Genomic DNA, 26,400 nt, shown 5'->3' with positions numbered 1-26,400 from the left:
CCAAAGCGGGCGAGCATCACGGGGTAGCCATCCCCCCTTCCCCTTGAGACCCATTCCATCGTTTTCACTGGCCCCGCTGCTGCTGCTGACGGCCCTGACCGGGAGTCAGGCGGCCGTGGCACAGGGCATGATCGCTGGCTGCCGGTTGGTGGGCGCCGACCTGCAGTGCGTGCCTGGGCTGACCACAACGCCTGAGCAGCAGATCCAGATCATGCAGGGTCAGATCAGCGCCGACACGGCCATGGAAGGGGTTGTGGATCAGCAGATCACAGGACTCAGCCAGTTGCTGCTGCAGGGGGAAACCGCCATTGGATCCGTGCTGACTGCCCAGCTGATTGCCACCACCCTGGCCACCCTCAGCACCCCGGAGTTCCACTGGTACGTGAAGCGGCCGGGGGAGAGTACCTGGATCCTGATTCCCGGAGCGCAGGGAGGCGCATACACCATCAAGCCGGCTGATGCAGGCAGCTTGCTGATGGTGGTGGCTGTAACCACGGAAAACGGGCAGGTGAAACGCGAAGCGTCGCCCCCACTCGGCCCCTTGGGCCAATGATCTGAGCTCAGCTGGTGAGCATTGACTCCTGCTGCTTCACCAGCTCAAAGAATTCCTGCTTCAAGCTGGGATCGTGGCGAAAATCGCCGCGCACCACGGAGTTCACCATGCTGGTCTGGGGCTCCTTGACGCCGCGCCACTTCATGCAGTAGTGCTGTGCCTTCACCAGGATCGCCAGACCCTGGGGCTGGCAGAGACGCTCGATCTCATCGGCCAGGATCATCACGGCCTCCTCCTGGATGTGGGGACGGGAGAACACCCAATCGGCCACACGAGCGAATTTGGAGAGGCCGATCACCCGATCGCCTGGCTTGATGCCGATCCAGCAGCTGCCAAGAATCGGAACCAGGTGATGGGAGCAAGCCGAACGCACCGAGATCGGGCCGACAGTGTAGATCTCGTCGAGCTTTTTGACGTTGGGGAAGCTGGCAATCTTGGGCTGCTTGTGATAGCGGCCTTTGAACACCTCGTGTAGGTACATGCGAGCGACACGCTCTGCCGTTTCCTCGGTGTTGTGGTCGTTATCGATATCGATCACCAGACTACGCAACATCTCGCGCACTTTTCCTGCCACCTCGATCTCGAGCTGCTCAAGCTCCCCCTCTTGGAGATGATCGGCCAGGTTGTCATTAGCGAAGAAGGAGACCCCGGCCTGCTGCAGGCGCTCACGAATGCGCAAGCTTACAGGTGCCGGACCCACTTCAGGCGTAAGGGCACGATCCAGCGGGGTGGAGGAAAATGTGGAGGTCATGGAAGACTCAAAGAACACCAGTTGCGGGCATCAGGGTGAGATCCTCCACCAGTTGAGACGGAGGCTGCTGGGCCAGATACAGCAGAGCTTCAGCGGCCTGATCTGCTGAAAGCATGGCACGCCGATCGAAGGAAGCGTGGACGGTTTCCGTCCCCCACAGGGGGGTATCCACGGCACCGAGGGTGAGCGTGCTCACCCGGATGCCATGGCTACGTTCCTCTTCGGCGAGGCAGCGGCTGAACGATTCAAGCGCTGCCTTGGTGGCGCAATAGGCGCCCCACTCGGGGAAGGCGCGGCGGGCTGCGTGGCTGCTCACGTTGATGATCTGTCCCCCACCGATCTGACGCATGGCGGGAAGCACCGACTGGCAGACCTGGAAGACGCTGGTGAGATTCAACTGCCACAACCATTGCCAGTGCTCCAGTGTCATGGCGGCAAGTTCGCCGGTGTAAGCCGCGCCAGCGTTGTTGATCAACACGTTCGGCGCCGCGTGGCTTGCCAGCAGTGCGGCGATGGCCGGCGCGATGGCCCTGGGATCAGCAAAATCCACGGTGGCGATGCCCACCTGCCTTCCCTTTTGCCGGAAGGGCTCAGCCACGGCTTCCAGATCCTGGAGCGTGCGTGCCATCAGCAGCAGATCCCAGCCAGCGCCGGCAAAGGAGCGAGCTGCAGCAGCTCCGATGCCCCTGGAGGCACCCGTGATCAAAACCGACGGCAAACCGAAACCGCTCCTGCTGAAACCCTAAGAACCCACGGTGGAATCCGTGGTACCGGCACCGAGCACCCGTCCCATGCGACGGAACTTGTCGTAGCGCTGTTGCAGAAGCTCCGCCTCGCTGAGCTGGCCCAGTACGGCCAACTGCTCGATCAAGGCGCTGCGGAGTGTGTCCGCCGCCTGCATCGGCCCCCAGTGATTCCCGCCTGAGGGCTCATTGAGCACAACATCGATCAACCCGAGTTGCAGCAGATCCGCTGCCGTGATCTTCAAGGCGGTGGCAGCGACAGGGGCTTTGGCCGCATCACGCCAGAGGATGGACGCGCAGGCCTCAGGGCTAGCCACGGTATAGACGCTGTGCTCGAACATCAGCAGCCGATCGGCCACGCCGATGCCCAACGCACCACCGGAGCCACCTTCACCGATCACGGTGGCGATCACCGGCACCCGCAGCCGGAACATCTCGCGCAGATTGACGGCGATCGCTTCCCCCTGGCCGAGCTCCTCGGCCAGAACCCCTGCATAGGCGCCTGGAGTGTCGATGAAAGTGAGGATCGGCAGCCGGAAACGATCGGCGTGCTCCATCAGCCGCATCGCCTTGCGATAGCCGCCAGGGGAAGCCATCCCGAAGTTGCGGGCCACGTTCTCCTTGGTGTCGCGGCCCTTCTGATGGCCGATCAGCACCACGGGCTGATCGCCGATGCGGCCGACTCCACCCACCAGAGCCTGGTCGTCGGAGCCCCGGCGATCGCCATGCAGCTCCAGCCACTCATCGGTGATCACCTGGATGTAATCCAGGGTGCTGGGACGCTGCGGGTGGCGGGCCACCTGGATCTTCTGCGCCGGAGTGAGGGCGCTGAAGATGTCCTCGCGGCGTCGGGCGGCAAGGGTTTCCAACTGAAGAAGTTGCTGGCTGACATCCACTTCGGAATCCTTTGCCAGCTGCCGGATCTGCTCGATCTGCTCCTCGAGCTCCACGAGCGGCTTCTCGAAATCAAGCAGGGGGCGTCGGGCCATGGGGTGGGGGGGGAGGCGGGAGTAGCGAGCCGAAAGGGTCAGGCGACGGCGGCGGCCAGCGGCTGCGGGACCACCGGCTCGAGGCCGAGCGGTTGGAAGCCATGGCGGAGGGACGCGTTGCCAATCTGTTCCATCGACTCGACGCTGATGTTGTTGCGGCCCCAGCTGAAGTTGGTATGCCAGCCTTCGAATTCCAGCAGCATCGCCTCTGCAAAACAGGCAAACATCTGGCGCTTGGGATTCTCCATTTCGGCAACTTCCATCATCTGCCAGTCGATGTCGTTGAAGAACTCCACCACGCCACCTTTTAGCACGTGCACACCATCACCGGCCGCCTTGGTGTCGAGGTTCTTTGGGTAGCCGCCATCAATCATTAGACAGGGGTGCTGCAGACGCTCACGATCGATCGTGAGCGTCTGCGGCAGGCTGGCAACCCAGACCACCACATTCGCCTCTGCCAGGGCGTCTTCAAGCGGAAGAATGCGGCCGCCTCCGAGCTCGCTCTGCAGATCCAGCAGGCGTTGACGCTGCCGGGCCACCAGCAGGAGCTCACCCACGCCGGTGCGCTGGCTCAGCCAGCGGCACACCCCACTGCCGATGTCGCCGGTGGCGCCCACCACCGCCACCTTGGCGGTGGAGAGATCAATGCCGAGATGCGGAGCGTTGGTTTCTACCTGGCGGCAGATCACCCAGGCGGTGTGGGTGTTTCCAGTGGTGAAACGCTCCCACTCCAGGGTGGTGGAGCGAATCTGCTGAAACTTGGAGAGATCGAAGTTCTCGAAGATGATCGAGGTGAAGCCGCCCAGCGCCGTGATCGCAATGCCGCTCTTCTGGGCGAGCTCCATGGCGTTCTGAACTTTGCGCGTGGCCGTCTTGAAGCGGCTCAGCATCTCCGGCACGAAGCAGGAGTCGATGTAGACCCCTTGGATGGTTTTGCCCGTGAGGCTGGTGACACTGACCGTTTCCAGCAGCTGAGGCGGCGCGCTGCACCACACGTCCAGATCGCCGGCGGCGAACTCGTCGTAGCCGAGAGCTCCGGCCTTGCGACGCGCCTCTTCGAAGCTGCTGGAGTGACCGATCAGACCGAACATGGGAGATGCGTACCCTCAGGCTGAGGGGAAGGTGGCGGGGGCCACAGGGTTGCGCACGCTACATCGGCGGTTGCAAACCGAGGCAGCTGCAGGGTCCATGTACAGACGGAGGGCCGAACCCCGATCCAGCCACCAGACCCCCTCCTTGAATCAGCCGATCAGGGCGGCAGCGGCCATGCGGGCGATCTCGCGGGTGGAGAAGCCGATCTCGGTGAGCGCTTCCTGGTAGGCGATCAGGAAATCTTCGATCAGGCTTTCTTTCTCCATGCCGAGCACGGCTGCATCACCAGCAACCTCTTCGAGCATGCGGCGCACGAGAGGGAGATTGTCGCGGTTGGCTTGCTCAAGCTCAGCGCGGGAGGCTTCAAGGTTGGCTTTCAGCCACTCCTGGCCGTAGTTCAGGTGGGTGTATTCATCTCGCACCACACCCTCAGTGATCTTGCGGGCGAAAGGATCAGCGACCGGAATATAAATGTGATAGGCCGAGATAGCGAAGGCTTCAATCAGCAGGGCCTGAATCAGCAGACAGGTCACCACCTTGCCTTCAGCCAGGGCCGCCTGGAAGTTGCCGTGCAGCGGCAGGAAGAAGCTCTTGGCGAAGGGCATGTCTGCCGTGACGCTCAGATTGCGGGCACAGGCCTGGAAGCCCTTCATGTGCTTCAGCTCCATCCGCGCCAGGCGGGCCAGTTCCTCCGCCTCATCGGGAAGCAGGGTCCCAAGGGAGATGTAGTTGTCGTGGGCTTCCTGCTCACCCTCGATCACAATCGCGTTGATGCGGCTGTAAGCGTCTTTGTAGAGGTCGGTGGTGAAGTCCGGCAGTCCGGCAAGATCGGCCCCGGCCTCCTCGCCGGCTCCAAGGGATGACGTCTGAACGTCAAGGCTGGCCGCCGGAGTGTCGAGCGCAGGCATCGAGGACAAATCGTGAAGACTTCGACTGTAACCACCGCCGGCCATCTCTGGTCTGCCGCCGTTCAATCGCTGCGTAAGCGCCCACGCGGTGGCCACGGGCTGGCCAGCAGGGATTCCAGCCGCTGACACCAGCCCGCCACCAGCCGCTCGAACAGTTGCTCGCCGAGGGCGGCGCTGGCGCCGCGTGCATCGCCCACCACCCCCGTGGCCGACACATCCGCCGTGAGCCAGGCGTAGGGCACGGCGCCCTCCAGGCTCCAGCCGCTGGGGGGTGGGGGCTGCAACTGACCGTCGCAGGGGCGCTCGGGCCCCACCCACTGCGGCTGCAGGTGCAGCATGAGGCTGGTTTCCGCCAGGCCGGCGTGCAGACCATCGCTGCGTTCGGGTTCAGGCAGCAGGGCGCCGATCCCTTCCGGACCGCTCCAGAGGAAACAGGGCAGCACCGCCAGTGCCGGATGGGCGGCGCGCAGCTGGCGGGCAGCCACCTGCAGCAGGGCGATCTGGCCGCCGTGGGCGTTGAAGAGCACAAGGCGCTGAAAGCCGGCGGCCGCCAGCTGGGCACCGATCGTCATCACCTGGGCGATCAGCAGCTCAGCCGGCAGGCTGCAGGTACCGGGGAAGGCAGCGTGTTCAGGTGAGAAGCCGAACCAGGACACCGGCAGCCGCCAGATCGGCAGATCGTCCGCCAGGCGGGCAAGCACGGCATCGGCCACCCGATCGGCGAAGAGAGCATCGGTGCCGAGCGGCAGGTGAGGACCGTGCTGCTCGACGGCGCCGAAGGGCCAGAGCACGGTGCTTCCCGGGCGACTCGCCGCCGCACGCACCTGAGGCCAGCTGAGCCGTTCCAGCGCTCGCTCCATCACCCAACCCTTGTGTTCGGCCCTGATCCTTACAGTGGGCAACTGTGTGCTCCCTTGGACCATGGCCGGCTCCGGCAACCAGCAGCCGCGACAGCCCCGGGAAGGAAGCCGGCGTCCCGTGCCCCCAACGGCGCCGCGGCAACCCGCAGGCGCTCCGGTGCGCAAGCCTCCGCAGGTGTTGCACATCAGCCGCAAGGACGACGAGCCGGTGGCCGACACCAGTGCCCCGATCGCCGCTGATCCGCCCACACCGGTGGCTGCTCCCATGACCGTGCGGCCGGCGCCCCTGGCCCCGGAAGCCGCCGCCATCTCCGACGACGACCGCTTCGAGACCGCCAGCCTCGAAGGCCTGACGATGGCCGATCTGCTGGGGCCCGCCCCGGAAACCGGCCGCAAAGCGGCACGCAAAACAGCGCCTTCGGCAGCAGCGGCGCCCGGCCAGCCGGCGGCGCCGGCCCGTCAGGTGGACGATTTCGATTTCGACGAAGAAGCCTTCCTTGCCGCACTTGACGAAAACGAGCCGGTGGGCGTTTCCGGCGAGGTGGTGCCCGGGGTTGTGATCGGCGTCGAAAGCGATGGGGTGTATGTGGACATCGGCGGTAAGGCGCCGGGCTTCATGCCCAAGAGCGAATGCGGCCTCGGTGTGATCACCAACATCAAGGAACGCTTCCCCAAAGGCCTGGCGGTGGAGGTGCTCGTCACCCGCGAGCAGAACGCCGATGGCATGGTCACGATCAGCGCCCGCGCCCTCGCTCTGCGCCAGAGCTGGGAAAAGGTGCGCCAGATGGAGAAGGAGGGCAAGGTCGTGCAGGTCAAGGTGACCGGCTTCAACCGCGGCGGTGTCACCTGCGACCTCGAGGGCCTACGTGCCTTCATCCCCCGCTCCCAGCTCCAGGACGGCGAAAACCACGAGCAGCTGGTGGGCAAGACCCTTGGCGCCGCCTTCCTGGAGGTGAGTCCCGACAACCGCAAGCTGGTTCTCTCCGAGAAGCGCGCCTCCACAGCGGCCCGCTTCTCCGAAATCGAAGTGGGCCAGCTGGTGGAGGGTCAGGTGGTGGCCGTCAAGCCCTATGGCCTGTTCGTGGATCTCGGCGGGGTGAGCGGCCTGCTGCACCAGTCGTGCATCACCGGCGGCACCCTGCGCGAACTGCGCGAGGTGTTCGATCAGGGCGATCGGGTCCAGGCAATCGTCACCTCCGTGGACCCCGGCCGCGGCCGCATTGCCCTCAACACCGCCCTGCTGGAAAACCAGCCGGGTGAACTGCTGATCAACAAGGAACAGGTGCTGCTGGAAGCAGGCGATCGAGCCAACCGGGCCCGCCTCACCCTGCGGCAGCAGGAGCAGGCGCCGGAATGAGCGGTCCTGCCACCGCAGCACCCAGCGCCGACTGGGAACTCGACTACTACTCCAGGCCCGTGCTCGAGGCCGATGGCAAGAAGCGCTGGGAGTTGCTGATCTGCAGCACCCCGGCCTTTGGGAACTCCCGGTCGGCGTTCCGGTGGGTCAAGGTCTGTCCGGCCACCAGCGTGAATTCGATCTGGCTGCAGGAGGCGCTGGCCGAGGCCCTCACCGCCGCCGCCGCCGAGGGCCTGGCAGCGCCGCGCCGGTTGCGGTGCTGGCGCGCCTCGATGCGCACCATGGTGCAGCGTGCCGCCGACGCCATCGGCCTTGAAACCGTGCCGAGCCGGCGTTGCTACGCGCTGATCGAGTGGCTGCAGGAGCGGGAGCAGCAGGTATATGCCATGGAGGAGGGCTTTATGGCAGGTCCGCTGGCGCCTGCCCCGCTGCCGCCCCAGGCGCCGGCCATGCTGCTGCCGGAAGCGGTGCGCGGCGACAGCTGGAGCTGGGCCACCCTCAGCGTGGCCGACCTGCGCGAAGCCGCCGGCTGGGACGTGGGCTTCGATGGGCTGGTGCCCCTGCCCGCCCAGCTCAGCGACACGGCATCCGTACCTGGCATCCGGGTGTTCAGTGCCCGACGCTCCCTGGCGATCGCCGGCTGGGTGGCCGGGCTTGAGCCCGTGCGCCTGCGTCTCGATGCGGGCGCACTGGTGCTGGAGGCGGGGCTGGAGAACAGCTGGCTGCTGGGTCGCCTGGACCCGGCCGAGGCGGAAGCCGCCCAACAGGCCTTCGTGGCCGCCCGGGACGAGGCCGGTGGGTTGCAGTTCCTCGCCATCCAGAGCGACGAGCGCTCAGAGCGGTTCGAAGGCTTCTGGCTGCTGCGCGATCTCCCTGCCGGCTGAGCGCCACTCCATGGCCGAAGCCACCACGCCCCCCTTTGATCGCACAGACGTGGGCTTCAATGCCCTCGCCGGCTGGACGTGGGTGGGCACCTACGGGGGCTATTACCTGCAGGCCGATCTGCTCTCCGGCTTCGAGCACGGCTTCTTCAGCCGCCAGTGGAGTGGCCGGGGGCCCCACGAGTTGGCCGGCTTCATCAGCGCCGGGGTCAGCGTTCACCGCACCCGTCAGATTCACGGCGCAGCGGTGGTGCCTGCCGCGGCGGCGATCGCCGAGCCCTGGCCCGAGGCTGATGGGCTGGTGAGCGATGCGGGCGGCCAGAGCCTGTGGGTGTGCGGCGCCGATTGCACGCCCGTGCTGATCGCCGATCTGGGCAGCGGTCGGGTGGCAGCCTGCCACGCCGGCTGGCGGGGGGTGGCGGGGCGGATCGTGCCGGCGGCGATCGAGCGGCTTGAAGCCGACGGCAGCCGGCGCCACGACCTGCGGGTGGCCCTGGGCCCGGCCATCAGCGGCCCGGCTTACCAGGTGCACCGCTCCGTCTCCCTGCAGGTGGCCGCAGCGGTCTCTCCTGCTCCCTGGCCCAGCGAGACAGCCCTTGAGCAGCTGGCGCAAGCCGGTGCCCGCCAGGCCGATGCCCACCCCGATCACGACCGCCTCGACATCCGCCGCGCCACCGCTGCCCAGTTGCGTGCGGCCGGACTGCATGACGAGCAGATCAGTGTCTGCCCGCTCTGCACCAGCTCGGAGCCGCTGCTGTTTCACTCCTGGCGCCGGGACCAGGTGAAGGCGGTGCAGTGGAGCGGCATCGTGTCCCAGGGCTAGACCTGGCCGGCACGGGCAGGTGGCCCGCCAGGGCTACGGCCACAGCTCCAGCTGATCGGGATTGACCCGGCCGCTCGAGCCACGCCGGTGGCGCGACGCAGCCGCCGGGCGCGTGGGGCCCGGCCGCACCCCAGGGCGAAACCAGCTCTCGAGCGCAACCTGCGCTGGTGGGTCGAGTGCGGCGAGCTCCAGCGGTGGCGGGAACAGCTCGGCCCGCTCCTGCTGGGCCCAGGCCACCACCGCCGCAGGGAGGCGATCGGCCCCGAAGGGCACCGGCTGGCCCGGCATCGCCGCCATCTGTCGGGCGGGGTTCAAGGCCGGATCCGCCGCCTCGCGCCGTGCCGCCAGCTGGCGGATCCGCTCGCGACGGGCCTGCTCGTAGCTCAGGATCGGGGCAGGGTAAGCCGCCATCGGCGGCGGACAGGCCAGCTGGTCATTGGTGAGCTCGGCCAGCTCGGGCAGCCAGCGGCGGATGAACAGCCCCTGGGGATCGCAGCGCTGCACCGCCACCGCCCCCGGGTGATAGATGCGGGTCCAGGCCTGCACCTCCCGCTGGGTGACACCGGCCTGCATCGCCCACTGGTAGTGATCGATCGGGCAATCGCCATCGATCAGGTGGCGCATGAAGTGCAGGGCCCCGAAGCGCCAGTCGATGCCGCAGAGATTGGCCAGGAAGCTGGCATAGATCGCCCGGCTGCGGAAGTTCAGCTCCTGCCAGCCGCCTGAACCGCGCAGGCAGCGGGCAGCGGCGTCAACCATGGGAAAACCGGTGCGCCCCTCTTTCCAAGCGGCATAAAGCTCCTCGTTGAACGGCCAGGGTTCCTGATCGAAGCAGCGCCAGAGGGAGCGCAGCTCCAGCTGAGGCAGGTAGCGGAAGCGTTGGGCCATCGATGTGCCCCAGCGCAGGCGGCTGATCAGCTGCCGGGCACTGCGCTGCCGGCGATCGTCAGGGTGAGCGACCAGGGGGCCCAGCCGGGCCACCACCTGGCGCGGGCTCAGCACGCCGAACTTGAGATGGGGACTGAGGCCGCTGGTGACCCTGGCCGAGGGCACGCTCAGCTCCCAGTAGTAGGTCTGAGCCGCCGGACCTTCGAGGAAGGTGCGCAGCAGGGACTGGGCCGCCGCGCTACCGGCCGGCGGCAGCGGTTTGCCATCGGGCTGCAGCCCCAGCGCTTCAAGGCTGGGTACCGGCAGATCCGCGAGCGGATCGGCGGGATCGGTAGGCCGGTCGGGATCGGCTGGAGCCGGCACCATCAACTGCCTGGGCGCCGGTAGGGGCGTGCGGGCCACTGCCTGCTGCCAGAGCTGGCGATAACGGGGATAGGGAACCAAGGCGTCCACTGCTCCCACCGGCTCGACCCAGCGGATCGGCACAGCGGCGGCGGCCAGCAGGCGATTGACCCGGGCGTCACGCACACGCCCCACGATCCGCTCGCTATCGGTGTGGGCCATCACGCCAGTGGCGCCGCCCTCCCGCACCAGCCGCAGCAGCTCAGCGGCCGGATCACCGAAACGCACCAGCAAGCGGCCGCCCCGTCGCCGCAGGTCTTGGTCGAAGGCCTGCAGCGTGGCCAGCAGGAAAGCAACGCGGGCCACACCGGTTTCCGGATGAAACAGGAGCTGACGGTCCAGAACGAACAACGGCAGCACCGTGCCGAGGCGGCTGGCCTCCAGCAGCGGCTGGTGATCGCTGCAACGCAGATCACGGCGGAACCAGATGATCGTGCGGGTCAAACTCGAGGGGGAAACGACAAGCCACAGCGTGGGGCATGGGAACCACCAGCCGCGAATCCTTACGGTGCATGGGCGAGATAGCGATGAGCATGACCAGATGAGGTGGTCGATGCGCCCTGAAGGACCGCAAAAACCCTTGCATCAAACAAACGTTTATCAGATAATGAGAAGGTTCTGGGTGAAAGGCCAATGTTGAGTGGCGCCGACCTTCTCGCCAAAGTCAAGGAGATGGGGGATGCAAGCAAATCCGACATCGTGCGGGCCTGCGGCTATGTCTCCACAAAGAAGAACGATAGTGAGCGCCTGAATTTCACAGCCTTCTACGAGGCACTGCTCAATGCCAAGGGGGTGGATTTCGGGGCCAATCCAAAGGTAGGAAAAGGCGGTCGCAAGCTGAGTTTCACCACAAAGGTTCAGTTCAACGGCAACCTGATGGTTGGCAAGGCCTATACCGCCCTGCTCGACCTGAAACCGGGGGATGATTTCGAGATCAAGCTGGGGCGCAAGCAGATCCGACTCATCCCGCTGGGCTCCGACGACGAAGACGAGTGAGCGCAACGGCTTCGGCCACTTTGATGCCGTCGATTGCCGCAGAGAGGATCCCCCCGGCGTAACCAGCCCCTTCCCCTGCCGGGAAGAGCCCCGCAATGTTGAGGCTTTGGAAATCATCCAATCGGGGAATTCGAACTGGCGATGAGGTGCGCGTTTCCACCCCGGTCATGACGGCCTCGGGTGCCGCAAAGCCGGGAATGGAACGCTCGAACGCCGGCAGGGCCTCCATCAGCGCCTGCACGGCGAACGGGGGCAGGCAGCCGCGCAGATCGCCGTAGCGCACCCCCGGCGCGTAGGAGGGCTGGGGGGCCGTCGCCGACAGGCCAGACGCCGGGCCAGGCGGGTGAGAATCCGGGGCAGAAGGAGCAACGGTCTGGTCGATCTCTTCCGCTCCGCTGGCCAAGAAATCGCCCAGGCGCTGGGCGGGGGCGTGGTAGGTGGAGCCCGCCGCGCGGAAGGCCGCCGCCTCCCAGTGGCGCTGAAACGCGACCCCCGCCAGGGGGTCGCCGGGCGCCTTGCCATAGGGCGCCAGGTCTTCGAGGCCTACCGTCACAACGATGGCGCTGTTGGCGTTCCGTTCGTTGCGGGAGTGCTGGCTCATGCCGTTGGTCACCACGTGGCCCGGCTCCGAGGCGGCGGCCACCACGAGCCCGCCGGGGCACATGCAGAAGCTGTAGACGCTGCGGCCGGCGCTGCCGTGATGCACCAGCTTGTATTCGGCTGGTCCAAGACGCCGGTGACCGGCGAAGGGCCCCCAGCGGGCCCGATCGATCAGCTCCTGGGGGTGCTCGATCCGCACGCCGATCGAAAAAGGCTTGGCTTCGATCGCCACCCCCACAGCCTCCAGCATCGCGAAGGTGTCCCGGGCGCTGTGTCCCACCGCCAGCACCACGTGGTGGGCCGGCAGCACGGAACCATCGGCCAGCACCACCCCAGAGATGCGCTGCTGCCTGCCACCCTCACCGTCACAGGGCTCCAGCACGAGGCGATCGACGCGGCTCTGGAAGCGGATCTCACCCCCCAGCGCCTCAATGCGGGCCCGCAGCCCACGCACCACGGTGGCCAGCTTGAAGGTGCCGATATGGGGGCGCTGCAGGGTGAGAATCTCCGCATTCGCTCCGCAGGCCACCAGCTCCTCCAGCACCTTGCGCCCGTGGTGCAGGGGATCACGCACCTGGCTGTAGAGCTTGCCGTCGGAGAAGGTGCCGGCGCCACCCTCGCCGAACTGCACATTGGATTCCGGGTCGAACGGACGCTGATGTCGCCAGAAGCCGAAGGCATCGGCAGTGCGTTCCTTCACCGGTTTGCCGCGCTCCAGCAGCAGCGGCCGAAAGCCCATCTGGGCCAGCAGCAGGGCCGCGAAATAGCCACAGGGACCGGCGCCGATCACGATCGGGCGATCCTGGAGGTCGGCGGCGTCAGCCTTGCCCACGAAGCGGTAGGTGGTGTCCGGGGTGGGCCGCAGATGCGGATCGTTGCGGAAGCGACGCAGCAGCGGTTTCTCGTCGGCCAGCTCCAGATCCACGCTGTAGCTGAAGCGGATCTCCGCCTTGCTGCGGGCATCCACGCTGCGCTTCACCACCCGGTGGCCGAGCAGAGCGGCCGCGGGAAGCCCCAGCCGCCGCAGGATTGCCTGGCGCAGATCCTCCTCCCCGTGATCGAGAGGGAGCTTGACTTCGCTGAGCCGCAACACAGGATCTGCCACCGCGCCTGGCGCGGCCTGACGCACCCCCTCATTCCAACAGTCCGTGCCCCGCTCGCACAGGCCGAGTCGCGCCGGCCGGGCCGGCCGGTTGCCGCCGGAAGGGTTGCAAAGCTGTGCGCCCCAACCCATCCACCACCAACCGAGACCAAGCGGTGCCAGGGTGGGGGGACTTCCCGCTTTCGCATGGGACTTACCCACTGCCCCCTCTGCGTCGCTCTGGCGGTGTTCAGCGCGGTGCGCTTCAGCGCCCATGCCGTGCTGCTGTGGCAACTGGTCCGCCCCGCTCCCGCGGCATCTGGTGGGCGCCCCTCGCGCCTGCGCTGGCAAGGCGTCTAGCGTCCGGGGCCAGCCGCTCGCCCGCCTGCATGGCCCTGCATGCCACCTATCTCGGTGCCAATGGCTGGTTGCTGGAGTTCGGTGCCCTGCGCGTGCTGGTGGATCCCTGGCTCACCGGCCCCCTGGAGTTTCCACCTGGCCCCTGGTTTTTCCGTGGCGAGTTGCCGCAGGAGCGTCCCGCTCCCTTGCCGGTCGATCTGCTGGTGCTCACCCAGGGGCTGCCCGACCATTGCCATCCCGCCAGCCTGGCGCTGCTCCCGCCGACCACTCCGGTGGTGGGGTCTCCCGCGGCGGTGGCCCGGGCGCGTGCGCTTGGCTTCACCCAGCTCACCGCCCTGGCGCACGGCGAAAGCCACTGCCACGAGCAGCTGCGCCTCACGGCTTCGCAGGGGGCTCCTGTGCCGCAGCCGGAAAACGGCTACCTGTTCGACCATCCAGGCGGCCGTCTCTACCTGGAACCGCATGGGTTTCTTGATCCCAGCCTGCCGGAGCAGCCGCTGGACGCCGTGATCACGCCTGTGGTGGATCTGGGTCTGCCGCTGGTGGGGGCGTTCGTGAAGGGCCAGCAGGTGCTGCCCCAGCTGGTGGAGCGTTTCAAGCCTCTCACCGTGCTGGTGAGCACCACCGGCGGGGATGTGCGCTTTGAGGGTGCCCTGAACCGGCTGCTCTGGCTAAGGGGATCGCTGCAGGCCGCGGCGGCGATGCTGTCCGAGGGGTGCCGGCTGATCGATTCAAGGGCCGGCGAGCGCTACCGCCTGGAGCAACGCCAGCCAGCCGCCGCCGTGGCCCATGCTGGTAGCGCCAGTTCAGGCACCGCCGCCAGCTGACGCGACCAGTGAGCTCAGCCGGCGGTGCTGAGCAGCATTTCCGCCAGCAGCGCGGTGCAGGCTCCTAGCAGGAGGCAACGAAACCCCTTGCCGAGCAGGCTGTTGAGCAGGATCGCTTGCATCGGGATCATGGTGGGGCCTCGAAGGGAAAGGGGGCGGGCGCGGGGGTCAGGCGGCAGCGGCGCGCAGGCTGATCACAGCGGCAATCGGCACAGCGAACGGGGGCGAGCCGCTGCGGGTGAGCGGCCAGCGGCGCACCCAGCAGCGGTCGTCGATGTCATCGACGCTCACCACCTGGAAGCTGGTGCCGGCCTGGCTGGCCAGAAGCACAAATTCACCGGGTTGAACAGACATCAGCAGAAGAGGGGAACGGGAACGCAGGCCTCGCTGGTGAGCGACGGCGTGAGCCAACACAGAAGGGAGAAGGTTGACCCCCGAAATGTATCGGAAGATTGCGAACAATTGACAGCCAGTCACATCGCAGTCGCATCAGTCGGCAAATGCGGACCATGACTGTCGGCCGATCGCGGCGCTGACACACGGGCGCTTGACCCAGTGCCTGCCCACCCAAAGCAGCGCCAGCGGCTGTAGATGCGCCTGTCCAGCCTTGCCGGCACCCGGAATCAGCGCTCGGGTCAGCTGTCTGGCTCGTCTTCCAGCAGCAGCGAATGGAACTCGCGATACAACTGCTCGTGCTCGCGGATGGCGGCGGCAGCGGGGGCGCCCGCCAGGGGGGTCCGGGGCGTTCGGGCGGGGCCAAGGCCCCTAGGAACCGCCGGTGCTGCTGCTGCTCCAGCAGGCGCACCCGCCGGCGGCGGCTGGCGCTGACGCTCCCGCCTGGCGGTCTCGAGCGTCGCAAGACGCTCCATCAGATGGGGCGGAACCAAGCCATCGGGGCTCGCTTTGATCAGCTCATGAAACAGCTTGTCCGGGTCCTGCTCGGTTTCCACCGCATGCAGCCGCTGCTGCGGCGCGGCAGCGGGGCTGGCCTGCGGGGCCGGCAAGGGCTGGGGAAGCTGGCGGCCCAGCTCCCGAAGCCGCTCAAGGCTGCGGGGATCAAAGCTCATGGCACAGAAGGAGAACCATCAGGCGCAGCCGAGGCTGGCGCGGGTGGAGCGGCCGGTGACGGGGTTGGTGCCAGTGGCATCGAGGCAGAGCTTCTTCAGCACATCGGCCCGGAAGGGAACATTGGTGAAATCAGCGCCATCGATCTTCACCGCGTTGAACTTGGTGTTGAACGCGAAGGCATCTTCCAGTAAGGCGTCGCGCAGGTCGGTGCCATCAAGCACCGCGGAGTCAAGAGTGGCCTCACGCAGGTCGGCGCCATGGAGATCGGCATCCTGCAACTTCGCGCCGAACAAGGTGGCCCCCCGCAGATCGGCACCGGAAAGATCGGCCTCGCGCAGGTTGGTGAGGCTGAAGGTGACGCCGCGCAGATCGCTGCCATGAAAATCGGCGCCGATCAGCACCTGCTTGGCATAGTCCATCGCCGCCTGGGCCGGCGCCGCCGGCAATAGCGCCACGCCCAGCGCCAGCACCAGCAGCAGCGAAGCGAGCCAGGAACGGCAAGGAAGTCCGGCGCGGCAGCGCAGCGGGGAGGCCATGGCAGCAAGGGACAGAGAGGGAACCCTAGGAACACACGCCTTGGCCGTTCGTGAAAGGAGCCCGACCGCAACAGAGCGCCGACCGGGCGCGCAGCCGTTGCACCGTGCCCGGCCGTTGGGCGGAGCAGCGGGCGCTGCGGCTGCTGCAGACGCGCGGCTGGCGGCTGCTCTCTCAGCGGTGGCAGTGCCGATGGGGCGAACTCGACCTCGTGCTGCTGAAGCCGGGCCGGTTGCTGCTGGTGGAGGTGAAGGGCCGGCGCCGCAGCGGTGCCGATGGCTGGGGCAGGGCCAGCGTGAATCGACGCAAACGGCAGCGGCTGGCGGCCGCCTGGTCGTGCTGGCTGTGCAAACACCCCTGTTGGAGGCACCTGCCGGTGGAAGCGGTGTGCGCGCTGGTGCCGCTGCCACCGGCCCGGGCACCGGTGTGCTGGCTGCGGCTCGAATGGTGAACGCGGGTGGTCCGCTCAGGGGCTGGACAGGCCAGCGGGGGCGGGCGTGCTCGTGCCGGGAACCGACGGATCGGGAACGGTGAACTCCACCGTGCAGCGGTAGCGGGTGTTGTCCATTCCCACCGAAAAGTCTTCGCAACGCGTGCTGGTGACCGTGGCGCCCGCCGGCACCTGCTGCATAGCCCTTTGTTTGGCGTTGTCACGGTCCCAGACGGAATCGGCGGTGGCGCTGCCAGCCAGCGCCGGACCACTCAGCAGGGGCATGGCCAAAGCACCGATCCAGCCGACCCAGGCCAGTGAATGACGGCCAGGGTGCGCTATGTGCCGCGCCCGGCTTCGGATGAGCGCTGCAGGGCTCACGGCAGCCGGCGGGACGCCAGCGGACCTTGAGGTCAGCGGAATCACAACGGCCTCAGGGAAGCCAGCCGTGGCCGAAGCCGCCGATGCCACTGGCTCCACCCGCTCTGCGGGCTCAGCGTGTTCAACGGGTGCCATGGGTTCAACGCGTACCAATGCAGCCATCGCCCGGGCCCCGTCACTGCACCTTCTCTAGCCGCACCGGAAGGCAATGTGGGAGATCTCACGCCCAGGGTCATGACCTTCAGCGGCCACCGGGCCCGCAAACGCTTCGGCCAGCACTGGCTCACCGATGCCGGCGTGCTCGATCGCATCGTGCAGGCGGCCGAACTCGACGTCCACGACCGGGTGCTGGAGGTGGGGCCGGGCCGGGGGGCGCTGACCGAACGGCTTCTGCAAACCCCCCTGGCCAGCCTCACGGCAGTGGAACTCGACCGCGACCTGGTGGTCGGCTTGCGCCAGCAGTTTGGCGGCGATCCCCGCTTCTGCCTGCTGGAGGGGGATGTGCTTGAGCTTGAGCTGCCGTTGGCCACCAAGGTGGTGGCCAACATCCCGTACAACATCACCGGTCCGCTGCTGGAGCGGCTGGTGGGCCGGCTCGACCGCCCTGCCACTACGGCGTACTCGCGGTTGGTGCTGCTGGTGCAGCAGGAGGTGGGGGAACGCATCCGCTGCCGTGCAGGCAGCAGCGCCTACAGCGCCCTGAGCGTGCGCATGCAGTTGATGGCCCGCTGCAAGGGCGTGTGCGCCGTGCCCCCTCGCTGCTTTCAGCCGCCGCCCCGGGTGCACTCGGAGGTGATCGTGATCGAGCCCTTGCCACTGGCGGAGCGGCTGCCCGTTTCCGTGGCCGCCACGGTGGAGCGGCTGCTGCGGCGCTGCTTCGCAGCCCGGCGCAAGATGCTGCGCAACACCCTGGCGGGCCTGCTGCCGGCGGAGGCGCTCAGTGACCTGGCCGCTGCCGCCGGCATCGATCTGCAGCAGCGCCCCCAGGACCTGGAGCCCCAGCGCTGGGTGGCGTTGGCGGAGGGCTTGAATCAGGCCGAAGCCTCGGCGCCAGCCGCCCCTCTCAGCGCAGACAAGGCGAGCCTCCATCCCGATCCGTAGCCCAACGCAACCCATGGCAGCACTGAGCCGCAGCCTCACCGTTCTCGCTCCCGCCAAGATCAACCTGCACCTCGAAGTGCTCGGGTTGCGGCCGGATGGCTTCCACGAGCTGGCGATGCTGATGCAGAGCATCGATCTGGAAGACCGGCTGGTCCTTCACGAACGCGACGATGGCCGCCTCCAACTGAGCTGTGACCGCCCGGGACTGCGCACGGACGGCACGAACCTGATCAGCCGCGCCGCCCTGCTGCTGCAGCAGCGGCTGGAGGGGCCGCTGCGGGGCGCCGACATCCACCTGGAAAAACGCATCCCGATCGGAGCCGGGCTGGCGGGAGGGTCGAGCGATGCGGCTGCCGCCCTGGTGGGCCTGCACCAGCTCTGGAACATGAATCTCCCGCAGCCGACCCTGCTGGAACTGGCGGCGGAGCTGGGCTCCGATGTGCCGTTCTGCCTCGCCGGGGGGAGCCAGCTGTGTTTCGGGCGGGGAGAGCAGCTGGAGCCGGTGCCGGCGGCAGACGATCCCCTGGCCGTGCTGCTGATCAAGGATCCAGCGGTGAGTGTGTCGACGCCGTGGGCCTATGGGCGCTGCCGGGAGTTGCGCGGCGACTTCTACCTCGACTGTGAGGCCGACTTCGAGCAACGCCGGGAGTACCTGCGCGGCGGCCCGCTGCTGGCCGCCCTGCGGGGGGAGCGCGGATTGCCGCCCCTGCGCAACGATCTGCAGGCCGTGGTGGAGCCGGAGCAGGCCAGCGTGCGCGAGGGCCTGGCTCTGCTGCGCGGCCTGGCCGGCACCCTCGGCGTGGCGATGAGCGGATCCGGGCCCAGCCTGTTCGCTCTGTTCAGCAGCGCCGCTGAAGCCGCTGCGGCCCAGCAGCAGCTCGCTCCGGCCCTGCAGGCCGCGGGGTTCGACGCCTGGTGCTGCCGCTTCACGCCGGCAGGTGCCAGGGTCATCAGCGATCAGGCCATGCCCCCGGCCGGCTCCGTCCCCGATCCCGACGCCCCACGATGAGCGACCCCCAGCAGACCGACCCCGGCAGCGCCTCCGGCAACAGCTCCAGCAGCGGCATGCCAGCGGCCGCCGCCTCACCCACCGCTCCGCCCCGCAAGGGGCCGCTCAGTTTCCTCTCCGGTGCCGTCACCAGCGGCGCCCTGGCCTGGGTGAGCCTGCTGCTCAGCCAACGGGTGGTGACCTACTTCGCCCTCCATCCGCCGCACTACAGCAAACCGTTCGCCCAGAGCATCGGCACCGCCATGAAGACCCTGATCGTGGGCATGAGCTTCCTGGCCACCTTCAGCTTCGCCTTCGTGGGCCTGGGCCTGTTCCTCGTGTTCATTCGCAGCCTCTTGCCCGCCAGCTCCACCGGGCCTTCCTAAGGTTGCTCCCACCACCGGTTCCCCCACCGCTGCGATGACCCCTCACGATCTCGGCCTGCTGGCCCTGCTGCTCTCGCCGGGGATGATCCTGTCGGTGCTCCTGCTCGCCACCTTCGCGGCCGGCGGCTGAGCGGCACCGGCTTCACCCTGGCAGCCCTCAGACCAGCGAGCCTGCACCTCCCCTCCAACGCAGCGAGGCTGCGACTGGCGGGCCTGAGATAAGTTGGCCCCACTTCCGGCACCTGCGCCGGGTCCGCATCTCCCCTGTGGCAGAAACCCTTCTGTTCAACGCCCTGCGCGACGCCATCGACGAGGAGATGGCAAAAGACCCCACCGTCTGCGTGTTCGGCGAAGACGTGGGTCAGTACGGCGGCTCCTACAAAGTCACCAAGGACCTCTACGAGAAATACGGCGAGCTGCGCGTGCTCGACACCCCGATCGCGGAAAACAGTTTCACGGGCATGGCCGTGGGCGCCGCCATGACCGGCCTGCGGCCGATCGTGGAGGGCATGAACATGGGCTTCCTCCTGCTCGCCTTCAACCAGATCTCCAACAACATGGGGATGCTGCGTTACACCAGCGGCGGCAACTACACGATCCCCACGGTGGTGCGCGGCCCCGGCGGAGTGGGGCGTCAGCTCGGGGCTGAACACAGCCAGCGGCTTGAAGCCTATTTTCATGCCGTGCCCGGCATCAAGATCGTTGCCGTCAGCACCCCCACCAACGCTAAGGGCCTGATGAAGGCCGCCATCCGCGATAACAACCCCGTGCTCTTCTTCGAGCACGTGCTGCTGTACAACCTCAGCGAGGAGATCCCGGAAGGCGATTACATCTGCGCCCTTGATCAGGCTGATGTGGTGCGTGAAGGCAAGGACGTAACCATCCTCACGTATTCCCGCATGCGCCACCACTGCCTCAAGGCAGTGCAGCAGCTCGAGGCTGAGGGCGTTGATGTGGAGCTGATCGATCTGATCAGCCTCAAACCCTTCGACATGGAGACGATCAGCCGATCGATCCGCAAGACCCATCGGGTGATCGTGGTGGAGGAGTGCATGAAAACCGGTGGCATCGGCGCCGAGCTGATCGCCCTGATCACCGAACACTGCTTCGACGATCTCGACGCCCGTCCCCTGCGCCTCTCCAGTCAGGACATCCCCACCCCCTACAACGGCGGTCTGGAGAACCTCACGATCATTCAACCCAGCCAGATCGTGGAGGCCGCCCGTCGCCTCAAAGCAGGCACCCTCTGAGATGGCACGCCAACAAGGATGGGTGGCCCTGATCCTGGCCCTGGCGATTGCCGCCGGGGTGGTCCTGGTCACATTTCCGCTTCAGCTCGGCCTCGATCTGCGCGGCGGCAGCCAGCTTACCCTCCAGGTGATGCCGGCCGGCGCGATTCGGCAGGTGCAGGCCGAGCAGCTCGAAGCTGTGCAGGAGGTGCTTGATCGCCGCATCAACAGCCTCGGGGTGGCCGAATCCACCCTGCAGCGCGTCGGCGATGACCAACTGCTGCTGCAGCTGCCCGGTGAGCAAGATCCCAGCCGCGCCGCCAGGGTGCTGGGCACCACGGCCCTGCTGGAGTTCCGGGTCCAGAAACCCGGCACAGAGCAGGAAATGCAAGGGTTGCTGCGCCTGAAAACCCAGGCCTCCGCCGTGCTCGCCCGGCTGAAGAACAGGCGCCCGGCTGATCCTTCCACCCCCGGTCTCCCTCCGGGCGCCACCCCCCCGCCAGCCCCCAGCTTCCCCGCTGAGGAAATGGCCAAGGCCTTCAGCGCCCTGGGCCTGGAAGTCCAGGCGGGAGCCAGCGAAGCCGACCAGCTCGAACTGCTCCTGGCCGAAGTGAACAAGCGGATCGTGGCTCTCTATGAACCGGCCGCCTTCACGGGCCGTGATCTCACAGGAGCCGGTCGCCAACAGCAGACCAACGGCCCCGGCTGGGATGTGACGTTGAACTTCAACCGCGCCGGAGGCGAAGCCTTCGCGCGCCTCACCCAATCGATCGCGGGCACCAACCGACTGCTCGGAATCGTGCTCGACGGACGCTCGATCAGCGAAGCCAGCGTGGGCGAACAGTTCAAGGCGGCTGGGATCACCGGTGGCGCCGCGAGCATTTCCGGCAACTTCACCGCTGAAGAAGCGCGGGATCTGGAGGTGCAACTGCGCGGTGGCTCCCTGCCCCTGCCGATCAAGATCATCGAAGTGCGCACCGTGGGGCCCACGCTCGGGGCCGAGAACATCCGCTCCAGCCTGGTGGCGGCTCTGGGCGGCCTGGCGCTGGTGGCGGTGTTCATGGTGGTGGTCTATCGCCTGCCCGGCTTCGTCTCGGTGCTGGCCCTGCTCCTCTATTCCCTGTTCAACCTCGCGGCCTATGCCCTGATTCCGGTCACGCTTTCGCTGCCTGGCATCGCCGGGTTCATCCTCAGCGTGGGCATGGCGGTGGATGCCAACGTGTTGATCTTCGAGCGGGTAAAGGAGGAGCTGCGCGGCGGCAACACCCTCATCCGGTCGATCGACACCGGTTTCTCGCTGGCTTTCTCCTCGATCATCGACGGCCACGCCACCGGCCTGATCAGTTGCGTGGCCCTGTTCGCCCTGGGCACAGGCCTGGTGAAAGGCTTCGCCGTCACCCTTGCGATCGGCCTGGTGCTGAGCCTGTTCACCGCACTCACCTGCACCCGCACCCTGCTGCGGCTGCTGATGAGCTACCCCTCGCTGCGACGCCCCACCTACTTCCTCCCGGGCCGTGAGCTTCCGTCCTCTGCTGCCTGAATGACCATGAGTCCCACAGCCGCGGATCCGGTTCCAGAGATCCGCTTTTTCCGCATCAATCGCTATCGCCGCCTCGCCTGGGGGGCCTCCGGAGCCGCCTGTGTGCTGAGCCTGCTGGGCCTGCTGCTCAGTTGGCTGAATCCATCGATCGGGCTGCCACTCAAGCCGGGCCTTGATTTCACCGGTGGCACCCGCATTCAGCTGGAGAGGGCCTGTGGCGCCAGCTGCTCCCCCCTCACGGCACCGCAGGTGGAAGAACAGCTCTCCCAGGTGAAATTACCTGTAGAAGCTGGTGCTGCCGCCCCCCAACTTGAGCGCGCGCCACTGCAGGTGCTTGACGGCGGGCGCTCGATCGACCTGCGCATGCCCACCCTCAGTGCCGATCAGAGCACGGCATTGATTGAACAGCTCAGCAGCCGGATCGGGCCATTCCTTCTGGGCGACACCTCGATCGAAACGATCGGCCCCACCCTGGGCGACCAGCTCCTGAAAAGCAGCCTGTTATCCCTGCTCGTTAGCTTCGCGGCGATCGCGGCCTACATCACCTTCCGGTACGACCGCCTGTTCGCCACCCTGGCCATCGTCTGCCTGGCCCACGACGTGCTGATCACCGCTGGGCTGTTTGCCTGGCTGGGCCTCCTGCTGGGTGTGGAGGTTGATTCTCTGTTCGCTGTTTCGCTGATCACGGTGGCGGGGTATTCCGTGAACGACACCGTGGTGGTGTTCGATCGCATCAGGGAGCAGAAATCCTTGCTCGGTCACCTTCCCATCAATGATCAGGTGGATGTGGCGGTGGATGTCACGCTCACCCGTTCGCTCTACACCTCGCTCACCACCCTGTTGCCGCTGCTGGGCATGATCTTCTTCGGCGGCAGCAGCCTGTTCTGGTTTGCCGTGGCGCTCGCCACTGGAATCGCCGTCGGCAGTTGGTCGAGCATCGGCGTGGCGCCCACCCTGCTCAGCCTGATCACAGCATCGAACCGGGCGCGCAGCCCGCTGGCATGAGCCGCATTCCCTTTGTGCCGGTGGTGCTCGTGCTGCTGGCGCTGCTCGAACTCAGGACCGAATTCCTCCTGCTCAGTGATCACTTCACCATGGCCGCCGTGATCGCTGCGATCAGCCGCCACCCCCTGCCGATCGGCGTGCTGGTGCTGGCACCGGAGCTGTTCAACCGCTTCCGCTGAACGCAGCAAGCGTGTGGATCGCAGCGATCCGTGGGTTGGGCAGCGATCACAGCCACACGTCGCCCCCTGCCTGGGAGCCGGTTAAGACGCTTCCAGCGTCCAGCGGTCCATCACCTGTTCCACCAGCACCTTCTGGCAGATCACCTGCAGCACCACCACCAGCGGCAGGGCCAGCAGCACCCCCGGCAGGCCCAGCAGGGCGCCCATGCAGAGCTGGGCCATCAGTGCCACTGTGGGCAGCATGTTGACCGTACGGCTGAGCAGCACGGGCGTGAGCACGAAGGCTTCCAGGTTCTGAAGCAGCAGGCGCAGCAGCAGCACCTGCAGCACCTTGGCCGGGGAAATCAGCAGGGCCACCGCCAGTGGCAGCAAGGTGGCGGCCGTGGGACCGATCGTGGGCACAAAGGTAAGCAGGCCACACACCAAAGCGCTGAGCAGGGCCAGCGGCACCCTCAGCAGCGCCAGGCCGGCCCAGGTCAGCAGAAAAACGGTGACGGCGGAGATCGTCATACCCGCCAGCCAGCCGCCCATGGCCTGACGGCAATCGTGCAGCAGGCTCTCCATGCCGGGGCGGGCAAAGCGCGGGGAAACGGCAAGCAGCAGGCGCTGGTGGCTGCGGGGATCGAGCGCGAGCAGCAAAGCCAGCAGCACCATCAGCAGCACCTGGATGGTGGTATTGGCAGTGCTGCCTGCCACCCCCAGCAACTGGGTGCCGAGCGGTTGCAGCCTGTCCAACGTGGTGAAGCTGGCGAACTGCTGCTCGAGGCTCTGGAACCCCTTGATCCCACCGGCCAGTTCCCCCAAGCGCTGAACCAGCTCCGGCACCAGGCGCGTGAATTCACCGGCCTGCTCGACCAGCTCGGGCAACAGCAGCTCCGACACCTTCCAGCCCAGCAGCAACAACACCACGAGCACCGACAACAGGGCGGTGGGCCGGTTGATCGGCAGCCGCCGGCGCAGCTGGGTGACCGGCACATCGAGCGCTACGGCCAGCACCACGGCTCCGAACAGCACCAACAGCACCCAGCGGAGCTCCCAGAGGAGCAGCCCCAGCACCACGAGGCCCAGGAGTCCGAGCACAGAGCGAGGCTTCATGAAAGCCGGCGCTGAAGCTGCCAGGGGTTGAGCACGTCGTGGATCAGTACTTCACGAATGATCACCTGCAGACACACCGCCAACGGCAGCGCCAGCAACAATCCGATCGGTCCGAACATCACCGTGAACAGGAACTGGGCGCACAGGGTGAGGCCGGGTAGCAACTTGAGCTGGTGATGCATCACCGAAGGAGTGATCACGTAGCTCTCCAGATGCTGGATGACCAGATAGAGGCCAAGCACCGCCACCGCTTTCCAGGGGGCATCGAGCAGCGCCACCGACATCGGAAAGATGGTGCTCAAGGTGGGTCCCACATTGGGGATCACGTTCAGCAGGCCGGCCAGCAACGCATTGGCCACCACCAGATTCACCCCCAGCAGCCAGAGGCCGATGCCTGAGAGCAGCGCCACGAAGCAGGAGCTGATCAACACCCCCACCATCCAGTCGCTGAGGGCAGTGCCGCAGAGTTCGAGCACGCGGCGGAAGCGGCGACGGTAGAAGGAGGGCACCAGCAACACCGCCACTTCCCTGTAGGCGGTGGGTTGCACCGCCACCATCAGGCTCACGGCCACCACAAACAGCAGCTGCACAGCGCCGCTGCCGAGATTTCCCGCCAGACCCAGGAGCCGCATTGCCCCCTGGCCGATCCCGCCGGCCAGGGCGGCGGTGCTGTCCCCGCCGGCCGGCAACAGGGAGGTCAGCCACTCGAAATCAAGGCGGGTGTCCTGCTGGCCGTAGATCATCGCCCCTCCCCAGGAGAGGGTTTCGCGGCCCATCTTCAGCAGCAGCGCGGCGGCGGCGGGCACCTTGGTGAGCAGCAGTCCGAACTGCTCGGCGAAGGGGGGGATGAGCACCGCGATGGCCACGGACAGCACCACCACCAGCCCGAGCACGCTCACCAACAGCGCCAGCGAGCGGTTGCAGCGCAACCGTTGCTGCACGAATCCCACCAGGGTGCAGATCGCCATGGCCAGCACCACGGCGGCAAAGGCCTGAATCACCACACCGCGCAGGCTCCAGAGCAGTGCGGCAGCGGCGATGGTGGCGGCGAACCCAAGCCAGTTCCCGAAGTTCAAGCCGGATCCGACTCCGCGGCAGGGGCTCCAGCGTCAGCCTCGTCGTCCTGGCCGGCGAAGCCAAGGCCGTGGCCCGCGGCATAGCGCTCCGCGAAACGCATGAAGCGCTCGAAATCCTCTTCGTTCTTCCAGGTGTAGGTGGCTTCGATGGCGCTGGCGCGGCCGTTCACGAAGCGAGCCTTCACCTCACGGGTCACGAGCTCCCCCTCTTCATCAAGGAGGAACATGCCGGTGATGTCACCAATGCTTTCGGGGGCCAGTGCTTCCGGCTCCTCGAACACGAACATCGCCTGGCCGGTGCGGCCGTCGCGGGAGCGGGTCAGCCGGATGTCGGGAATCACGGGTTCGTCCACCCCGCGGAAGAACTGAATAGCCGTCATCGCAGAGGGGTGGAAAATTCGATCCTAGGCAGAGCCGGATCGGCGCTTCACGGTGCGTCGTCTCCGCCCCGTAGGGCTCGGCTGACATAGTGGGCAACACGCTGGCCCTGCTCTGGCTGGCTGAACGCCATGCTTTCCGGACCACCCGCCTCTGCCACGGTCACAGCCGATCAGCTGCTGGAGCGGTTCCTCAGCGCTTCCCCACGGCAGCAGCGCAGCCTGCTGGCCCAGCTGGAGGCACGTCGCACCGAGCTGCGCCCTCTGCTGATCGATCGCCTGGCGGGGCTTGATGCCAGCGGCGACGACTGGGTGCCGGGCGCCTTGATCCACTGGCTGTTGAGCGAGACCGACCCCCTGGCTGCCGATTTCCGCGGCCGCTACCCCCAGGGGTGGCTGGAAACCCCTACCGGCAGCGGCATCGACTACCAGCCTCTGCAGGCGGCCCTGAGCGAGCAGGCCTTCGAGCTGGCCGATCGCTGCACGAGCTCGATCCTGCGCCAGCTGGCCGGGCCCGCCGCCGAGGCCCGCGGGTACGTCTATTTCAGCGAGGTGCCACCGATCAGCGGCATCGATCTGCAGACCCTCGATCGGCTCTGGCTCTGCTACTCGCGCGGACGCTTCGGCTTCTCCGTACAGGGGCGCCTGCTGCAGGCCTGCGGCGGCCGCTGGGAGCGGTTGTGGCCCAAGCTCGGCTGGAAGGAGGAGGGCCTCTGGACCCGCTACCCCAAGGCTTTCACCTGGTCGTTGGAGGCACCGGATGGGCATATGCCCCTGATCAACCAGCTCCGGGGCGTGCGGCTGATGGATGCGCTGCTCAGCCATCCGGCGCTGCAACAGCGCGTGAAGGGTGTCGCTGAGGGCAACGGCGCACGACGTTAGGGTCAAGCCAGAGCGGAA

Annotated in this window: 31 protein-coding genes; 16 read left to right on the top strand and 15 right to left on the bottom strand. The window is 67.0% G+C overall.

The window, feature by feature from the left end:
- Positions 1-43 precede the first annotated feature (43 nt).
- A complete protein-coding gene (locus tag KQ303_RS14300) occupies positions 44-553 on the top strand; it encodes a hypothetical protein (RefSeq protein WP_259730793.1) in 510 nt (169 codons plus the stop codon).
- 7 nt (positions 554-560) lie between these two features.
- Here KQ303_RS14300 and folE read toward each other — a convergent pair whose 3' ends face one another.
- The 6 genes from folE to KQ303_RS14270 all read right to left on the bottom strand — a co-directional run bounded on the left by folE (position 561) and on the right by KQ303_RS14270 (position 5,896).
- A complete protein-coding gene (gene folE, locus KQ303_RS14295) occupies positions 561-1,304 on the bottom strand; it encodes a GTP cyclohydrolase I (RefSeq protein ID WP_094513189.1) in 744 nt (247 codons plus the stop codon).
- Positions 1,305-1,311: 7 nt separating this feature from the next.
- On the bottom strand, positions 1,312-2,022 hold the full coding sequence (locus tag KQ303_RS14290) for an SDR family oxidoreductase (RefSeq protein ID WP_259730792.1): 711 nt from the start codon (positions 2,020-2,022) through the stop codon (positions 1,312-1,314).
- A gap of 24 nt (positions 2,023-2,046) precedes the next feature.
- Positions 2,047-3,036 (bottom strand): acetyl-CoA carboxylase carboxyltransferase subunit alpha, encoded by a 990-nt coding sequence (locus KQ303_RS14285; RefSeq protein ID WP_094513184.1) that lies wholly within the window; start codon positions 3,034-3,036, stop codon positions 2,047-2,049.
- 38 nt (positions 3,037-3,074) lie between these two features.
- Positions 3,075-4,127, bottom strand: a complete 1,053-nt coding sequence (locus tag KQ303_RS14280; RefSeq protein WP_255141138.1) for a long-chain acyl-[acyl-carrier-protein] reductase — start codon at positions 4,125-4,127, stop codon at positions 3,075-3,077.
- 150 nt (positions 4,128-4,277) lie between these two features.
- A complete protein-coding gene (locus KQ303_RS14275) occupies positions 4,278-5,036 on the bottom strand; it encodes an aldehyde oxygenase (deformylating) (RefSeq protein WP_094513179.1) in 759 nt (252 codons plus the stop codon).
- A gap of 62 nt (positions 5,037-5,098) precedes the next feature.
- A complete protein-coding gene (locus KQ303_RS14270) occupies positions 5,099-5,896 on the bottom strand; it encodes a creatininase family protein (protein ID WP_094513176.1) in 798 nt (265 codons plus the stop codon).
- Between the two features lie 61 nt (positions 5,897-5,957).
- Between KQ303_RS14270 and KQ303_RS14265 the strand changes: the two genes are divergently transcribed.
- Genes KQ303_RS14265 through pgeF form a run of 3 tightly spaced genes read left to right on the top strand, consistent with a single transcriptional unit; the run spans position 5,958 to position 8,957 of the window.
- The gene (locus KQ303_RS14265; RefSeq protein ID WP_259730791.1) at positions 5,958-7,253 is read left to right on the top strand and encodes a S1 RNA-binding domain-containing protein; all 1,296 of its coding nucleotides are present in this window, start codon (positions 5,958-5,960) and stop codon (positions 7,251-7,253) included.
- Complete coding sequence (locus KQ303_RS14260) at positions 7,250-8,137, top strand: Tab2 family RNA-binding protein (protein ID WP_094513170.1); 888 nt, start codon at positions 7,250-7,252, stop codon at positions 8,135-8,137. Before KQ303_RS14265 ends, KQ303_RS14260 begins: the two co-directional genes overlap by 4 nt.
- Before the next feature lie 10 nt (positions 8,138-8,147).
- Positions 8,148-8,957, top strand: a complete 810-nt coding sequence (pgeF, locus tag KQ303_RS14255; RefSeq protein ID WP_259730790.1) for a peptidoglycan editing factor PgeF — start codon at positions 8,148-8,150, stop codon at positions 8,955-8,957.
- Between the two features lie 33 nt (positions 8,958-8,990).
- Here the strand turns inward: pgeF and KQ303_RS14250 are convergent, their stop codons facing one another.
- Positions 8,991-10,691, bottom strand: a complete 1,701-nt coding sequence (locus tag KQ303_RS14250; RefSeq protein ID WP_259730789.1) for an FAD-binding domain-containing protein — start codon at positions 10,689-10,691, stop codon at positions 8,991-8,993.
- A gap of 189 nt (positions 10,692-10,880) precedes the next feature.
- Between KQ303_RS14250 and KQ303_RS14245 the strand changes: the two genes are divergently transcribed.
- Positions 10,881-11,243 (top strand): AbrB family transcriptional regulator, encoded by a 363-nt coding sequence (locus KQ303_RS14245; RefSeq protein ID WP_094513159.1) that lies wholly within the window; start codon positions 10,881-10,883, stop codon positions 11,241-11,243.
- Here the strand turns inward: KQ303_RS14245 and KQ303_RS14240 are convergent.
- A complete protein-coding gene (locus tag KQ303_RS14240) occupies positions 11,209-12,936 on the bottom strand; it encodes an NAD(P)/FAD-dependent oxidoreductase (RefSeq protein WP_259730853.1) in 1,728 nt (575 codons plus the stop codon). The genes KQ303_RS14245 and KQ303_RS14240 overlap by 35 nt on opposite strands.
- Positions 12,937-13,131: 195 nt before the next feature.
- Here KQ303_RS14240 and KQ303_RS14235 point away from each other — a divergent pair, with 195 nt between their 5' ends.
- Positions 13,132-13,284 carry a hypothetical protein gene (locus KQ303_RS14235; protein ID WP_198948298.1) on the top strand — a complete coding sequence of 51 codons (153 nt, stop codon included), beginning with the start codon at positions 13,132-13,134 and terminating at the stop codon, positions 13,282-13,284.
- Between the two features lie 29 nt (positions 13,285-13,313).
- Positions 13,314-14,111, top strand: a complete 798-nt coding sequence (locus KQ303_RS14230) for an MBL fold metallo-hydrolase (RefSeq protein WP_259730788.1) — start codon at positions 13,314-13,316, stop codon at positions 14,109-14,111.
- 168 nt (positions 14,112-14,279) lie between these two features.
- On the opposite strand, the gene KQ303_RS14225 is transcribed toward KQ303_RS14230, so the two are convergent.
- The 3 genes from KQ303_RS14225 to KQ303_RS14215 all read right to left on the bottom strand — a co-directional run bounded on the left by KQ303_RS14225 (position 14,280) and on the right by KQ303_RS14215 (position 15,715).
- Complete coding sequence (locus KQ303_RS14225; protein ID WP_094513153.1) at positions 14,280-14,465, bottom strand: hypothetical protein; 186 nt, start codon at positions 14,463-14,465, stop codon at positions 14,280-14,282.
- Between the two features lie 281 nt (positions 14,466-14,746).
- Positions 14,747-15,178, bottom strand: a complete 432-nt coding sequence (locus KQ303_RS14220; RefSeq protein WP_259730787.1) for a hypothetical protein — start codon at positions 15,176-15,178, stop codon at positions 14,747-14,749.
- A gap of 18 nt (positions 15,179-15,196) precedes the next feature.
- Positions 15,197-15,715, bottom strand: a complete 519-nt coding sequence (locus tag KQ303_RS14215) for a pentapeptide repeat-containing protein (RefSeq protein ID WP_259730786.1) — start codon at positions 15,713-15,715, stop codon at positions 15,197-15,199.
- A 50-nt stretch (positions 15,716-15,765) separates the two neighbouring features.
- On the opposite strand from KQ303_RS14215, the gene KQ303_RS14210 reads away from it, so the two are divergent.
- A complete protein-coding gene (locus tag KQ303_RS14210; protein WP_259730785.1) occupies positions 15,766-16,164 on the top strand; it encodes a YraN family protein in 399 nt (132 codons plus the stop codon).
- 15 nt (positions 16,165-16,179) lie between these two features.
- Here the strand turns inward: KQ303_RS14210 and KQ303_RS14205 are convergent, their stop codons facing one another.
- Positions 16,180-16,428: a hypothetical protein gene (locus KQ303_RS14205; RefSeq protein WP_198948297.1), complete on the bottom strand. Its 249-nt coding sequence runs from the start codon at positions 16,426-16,428 to the stop codon at positions 16,180-16,182.
- Positions 16,429-16,758: 330 nt separating this feature from the next.
- On the opposite strand from KQ303_RS14205, the gene rsmA reads away from it, so the two are divergent.
- The 7 genes from rsmA (at position 16,759) to KQ303_RS14170 (ending at position 22,952) form a co-directional block, all read left to right on the top strand.
- Positions 16,759-17,625 carry a 16S rRNA (adenine(1518)-N(6)/adenine(1519)-N(6))-dimethyltransferase RsmA gene (rsmA, locus tag KQ303_RS14200; RefSeq protein ID WP_259730784.1) on the top strand — a complete coding sequence of 289 codons (867 nt, stop codon included), beginning with the start codon at positions 16,759-16,761 and terminating at the stop codon, positions 17,623-17,625.
- Positions 17,626-17,638: 13 nt separating this feature from the next.
- Complete coding sequence (gene ispE, locus KQ303_RS14195) at positions 17,639-18,634, top strand: 4-(cytidine 5'-diphospho)-2-C-methyl-D-erythritol kinase (protein ID WP_259730783.1); 996 nt, start codon at positions 17,639-17,641, stop codon at positions 18,632-18,634.
- Positions 18,635-18,690: 56 nt separating this feature from the next.
- A complete protein-coding gene (locus KQ303_RS14190; protein WP_259730852.1) occupies positions 18,691-18,999 on the top strand; it encodes a DUF3082 domain-containing protein in 309 nt (102 codons plus the stop codon).
- A 266-nt stretch (positions 19,000-19,265) separates the two neighbouring features.
- Positions 19,266-20,249 (top strand): pyruvate dehydrogenase complex E1 component subunit beta, encoded by a 984-nt coding sequence (locus tag KQ303_RS14185; RefSeq protein ID WP_255101252.1) that lies wholly within the window; start codon positions 19,266-19,268, stop codon positions 20,247-20,249.
- A gap of 1 nt (position 20,250) precedes the next feature.
- Positions 20,251-21,768 carry a protein translocase subunit SecD gene (gene secD / locus KQ303_RS14180; RefSeq protein WP_259730782.1) on the top strand — a complete coding sequence of 506 codons (1,518 nt, stop codon included), beginning with the start codon at positions 20,251-20,253 and terminating at the stop codon, positions 21,766-21,768.
- Entirely contained in the window at positions 21,769-22,773 is a 1,005-nt protein-coding gene (gene secF / locus KQ303_RS14175; RefSeq protein ID WP_259730781.1) for a protein translocase subunit SecF, read from the top strand. It begins immediately after the preceding gene.
- A complete protein-coding gene (locus KQ303_RS14170; protein ID WP_259730780.1) occupies positions 22,770-22,952 on the top strand; it encodes a hypothetical protein in 183 nt (60 codons plus the stop codon). Before secF ends, KQ303_RS14170 begins: the two co-directional genes overlap by 4 nt.
- Before the next feature lie 81 nt (positions 22,953-23,033).
- On the opposite strand, the gene KQ303_RS14165 is transcribed toward KQ303_RS14170, so the two are convergent.
- Genes KQ303_RS14165 through psb28 form a run of 3 tightly spaced genes read right to left on the bottom strand, consistent with a single transcriptional unit; the run spans position 23,034 to position 25,503 of the window.
- Positions 23,034-24,047, bottom strand: a complete 1,014-nt coding sequence (locus tag KQ303_RS14165; protein ID WP_259730779.1) for an AI-2E family transporter — start codon at positions 24,045-24,047, stop codon at positions 23,034-23,036.
- Positions 24,044-25,123 (bottom strand): AI-2E family transporter, encoded by a 1,080-nt coding sequence (locus KQ303_RS14160; protein ID WP_259730778.1) that lies wholly within the window; start codon positions 25,121-25,123, stop codon positions 24,044-24,046. Before KQ303_RS14160 ends, KQ303_RS14165 begins: the two co-directional genes overlap by 4 nt.
- Positions 25,120-25,503, bottom strand: a complete 384-nt coding sequence (gene psb28 / locus KQ303_RS14155) for a photosystem II reaction center protein Psb28 (protein ID WP_094513137.1) — start codon at positions 25,501-25,503, stop codon at positions 25,120-25,122. Before psb28 ends, KQ303_RS14160 begins: the two co-directional genes overlap by 4 nt.
- 129 nt (positions 25,504-25,632) lie before the next feature.
- On the opposite strand from psb28, the gene KQ303_RS14150 reads away from it, so the two are divergent.
- Positions 25,633-26,382, top strand: a complete 750-nt coding sequence (locus KQ303_RS14150) for a GUN4 domain-containing protein (RefSeq protein WP_255101258.1) — start codon at positions 25,633-25,635, stop codon at positions 26,380-26,382.
- Positions 26,383-26,400 lie beyond the last annotated feature (18 nt).

It is taken from the genome of Synechococcus sp. CS-1333 (genome assembly GCF_025128015.1).
In the GTDB taxonomy this organism is placed as follows: domain Bacteria; phylum Cyanobacteriota; class Cyanobacteriia; order PCC-6307; family Cyanobiaceae; genus MW101C3.
This window is presented reverse-complemented; position numbering and strand designations above follow the sequence as displayed.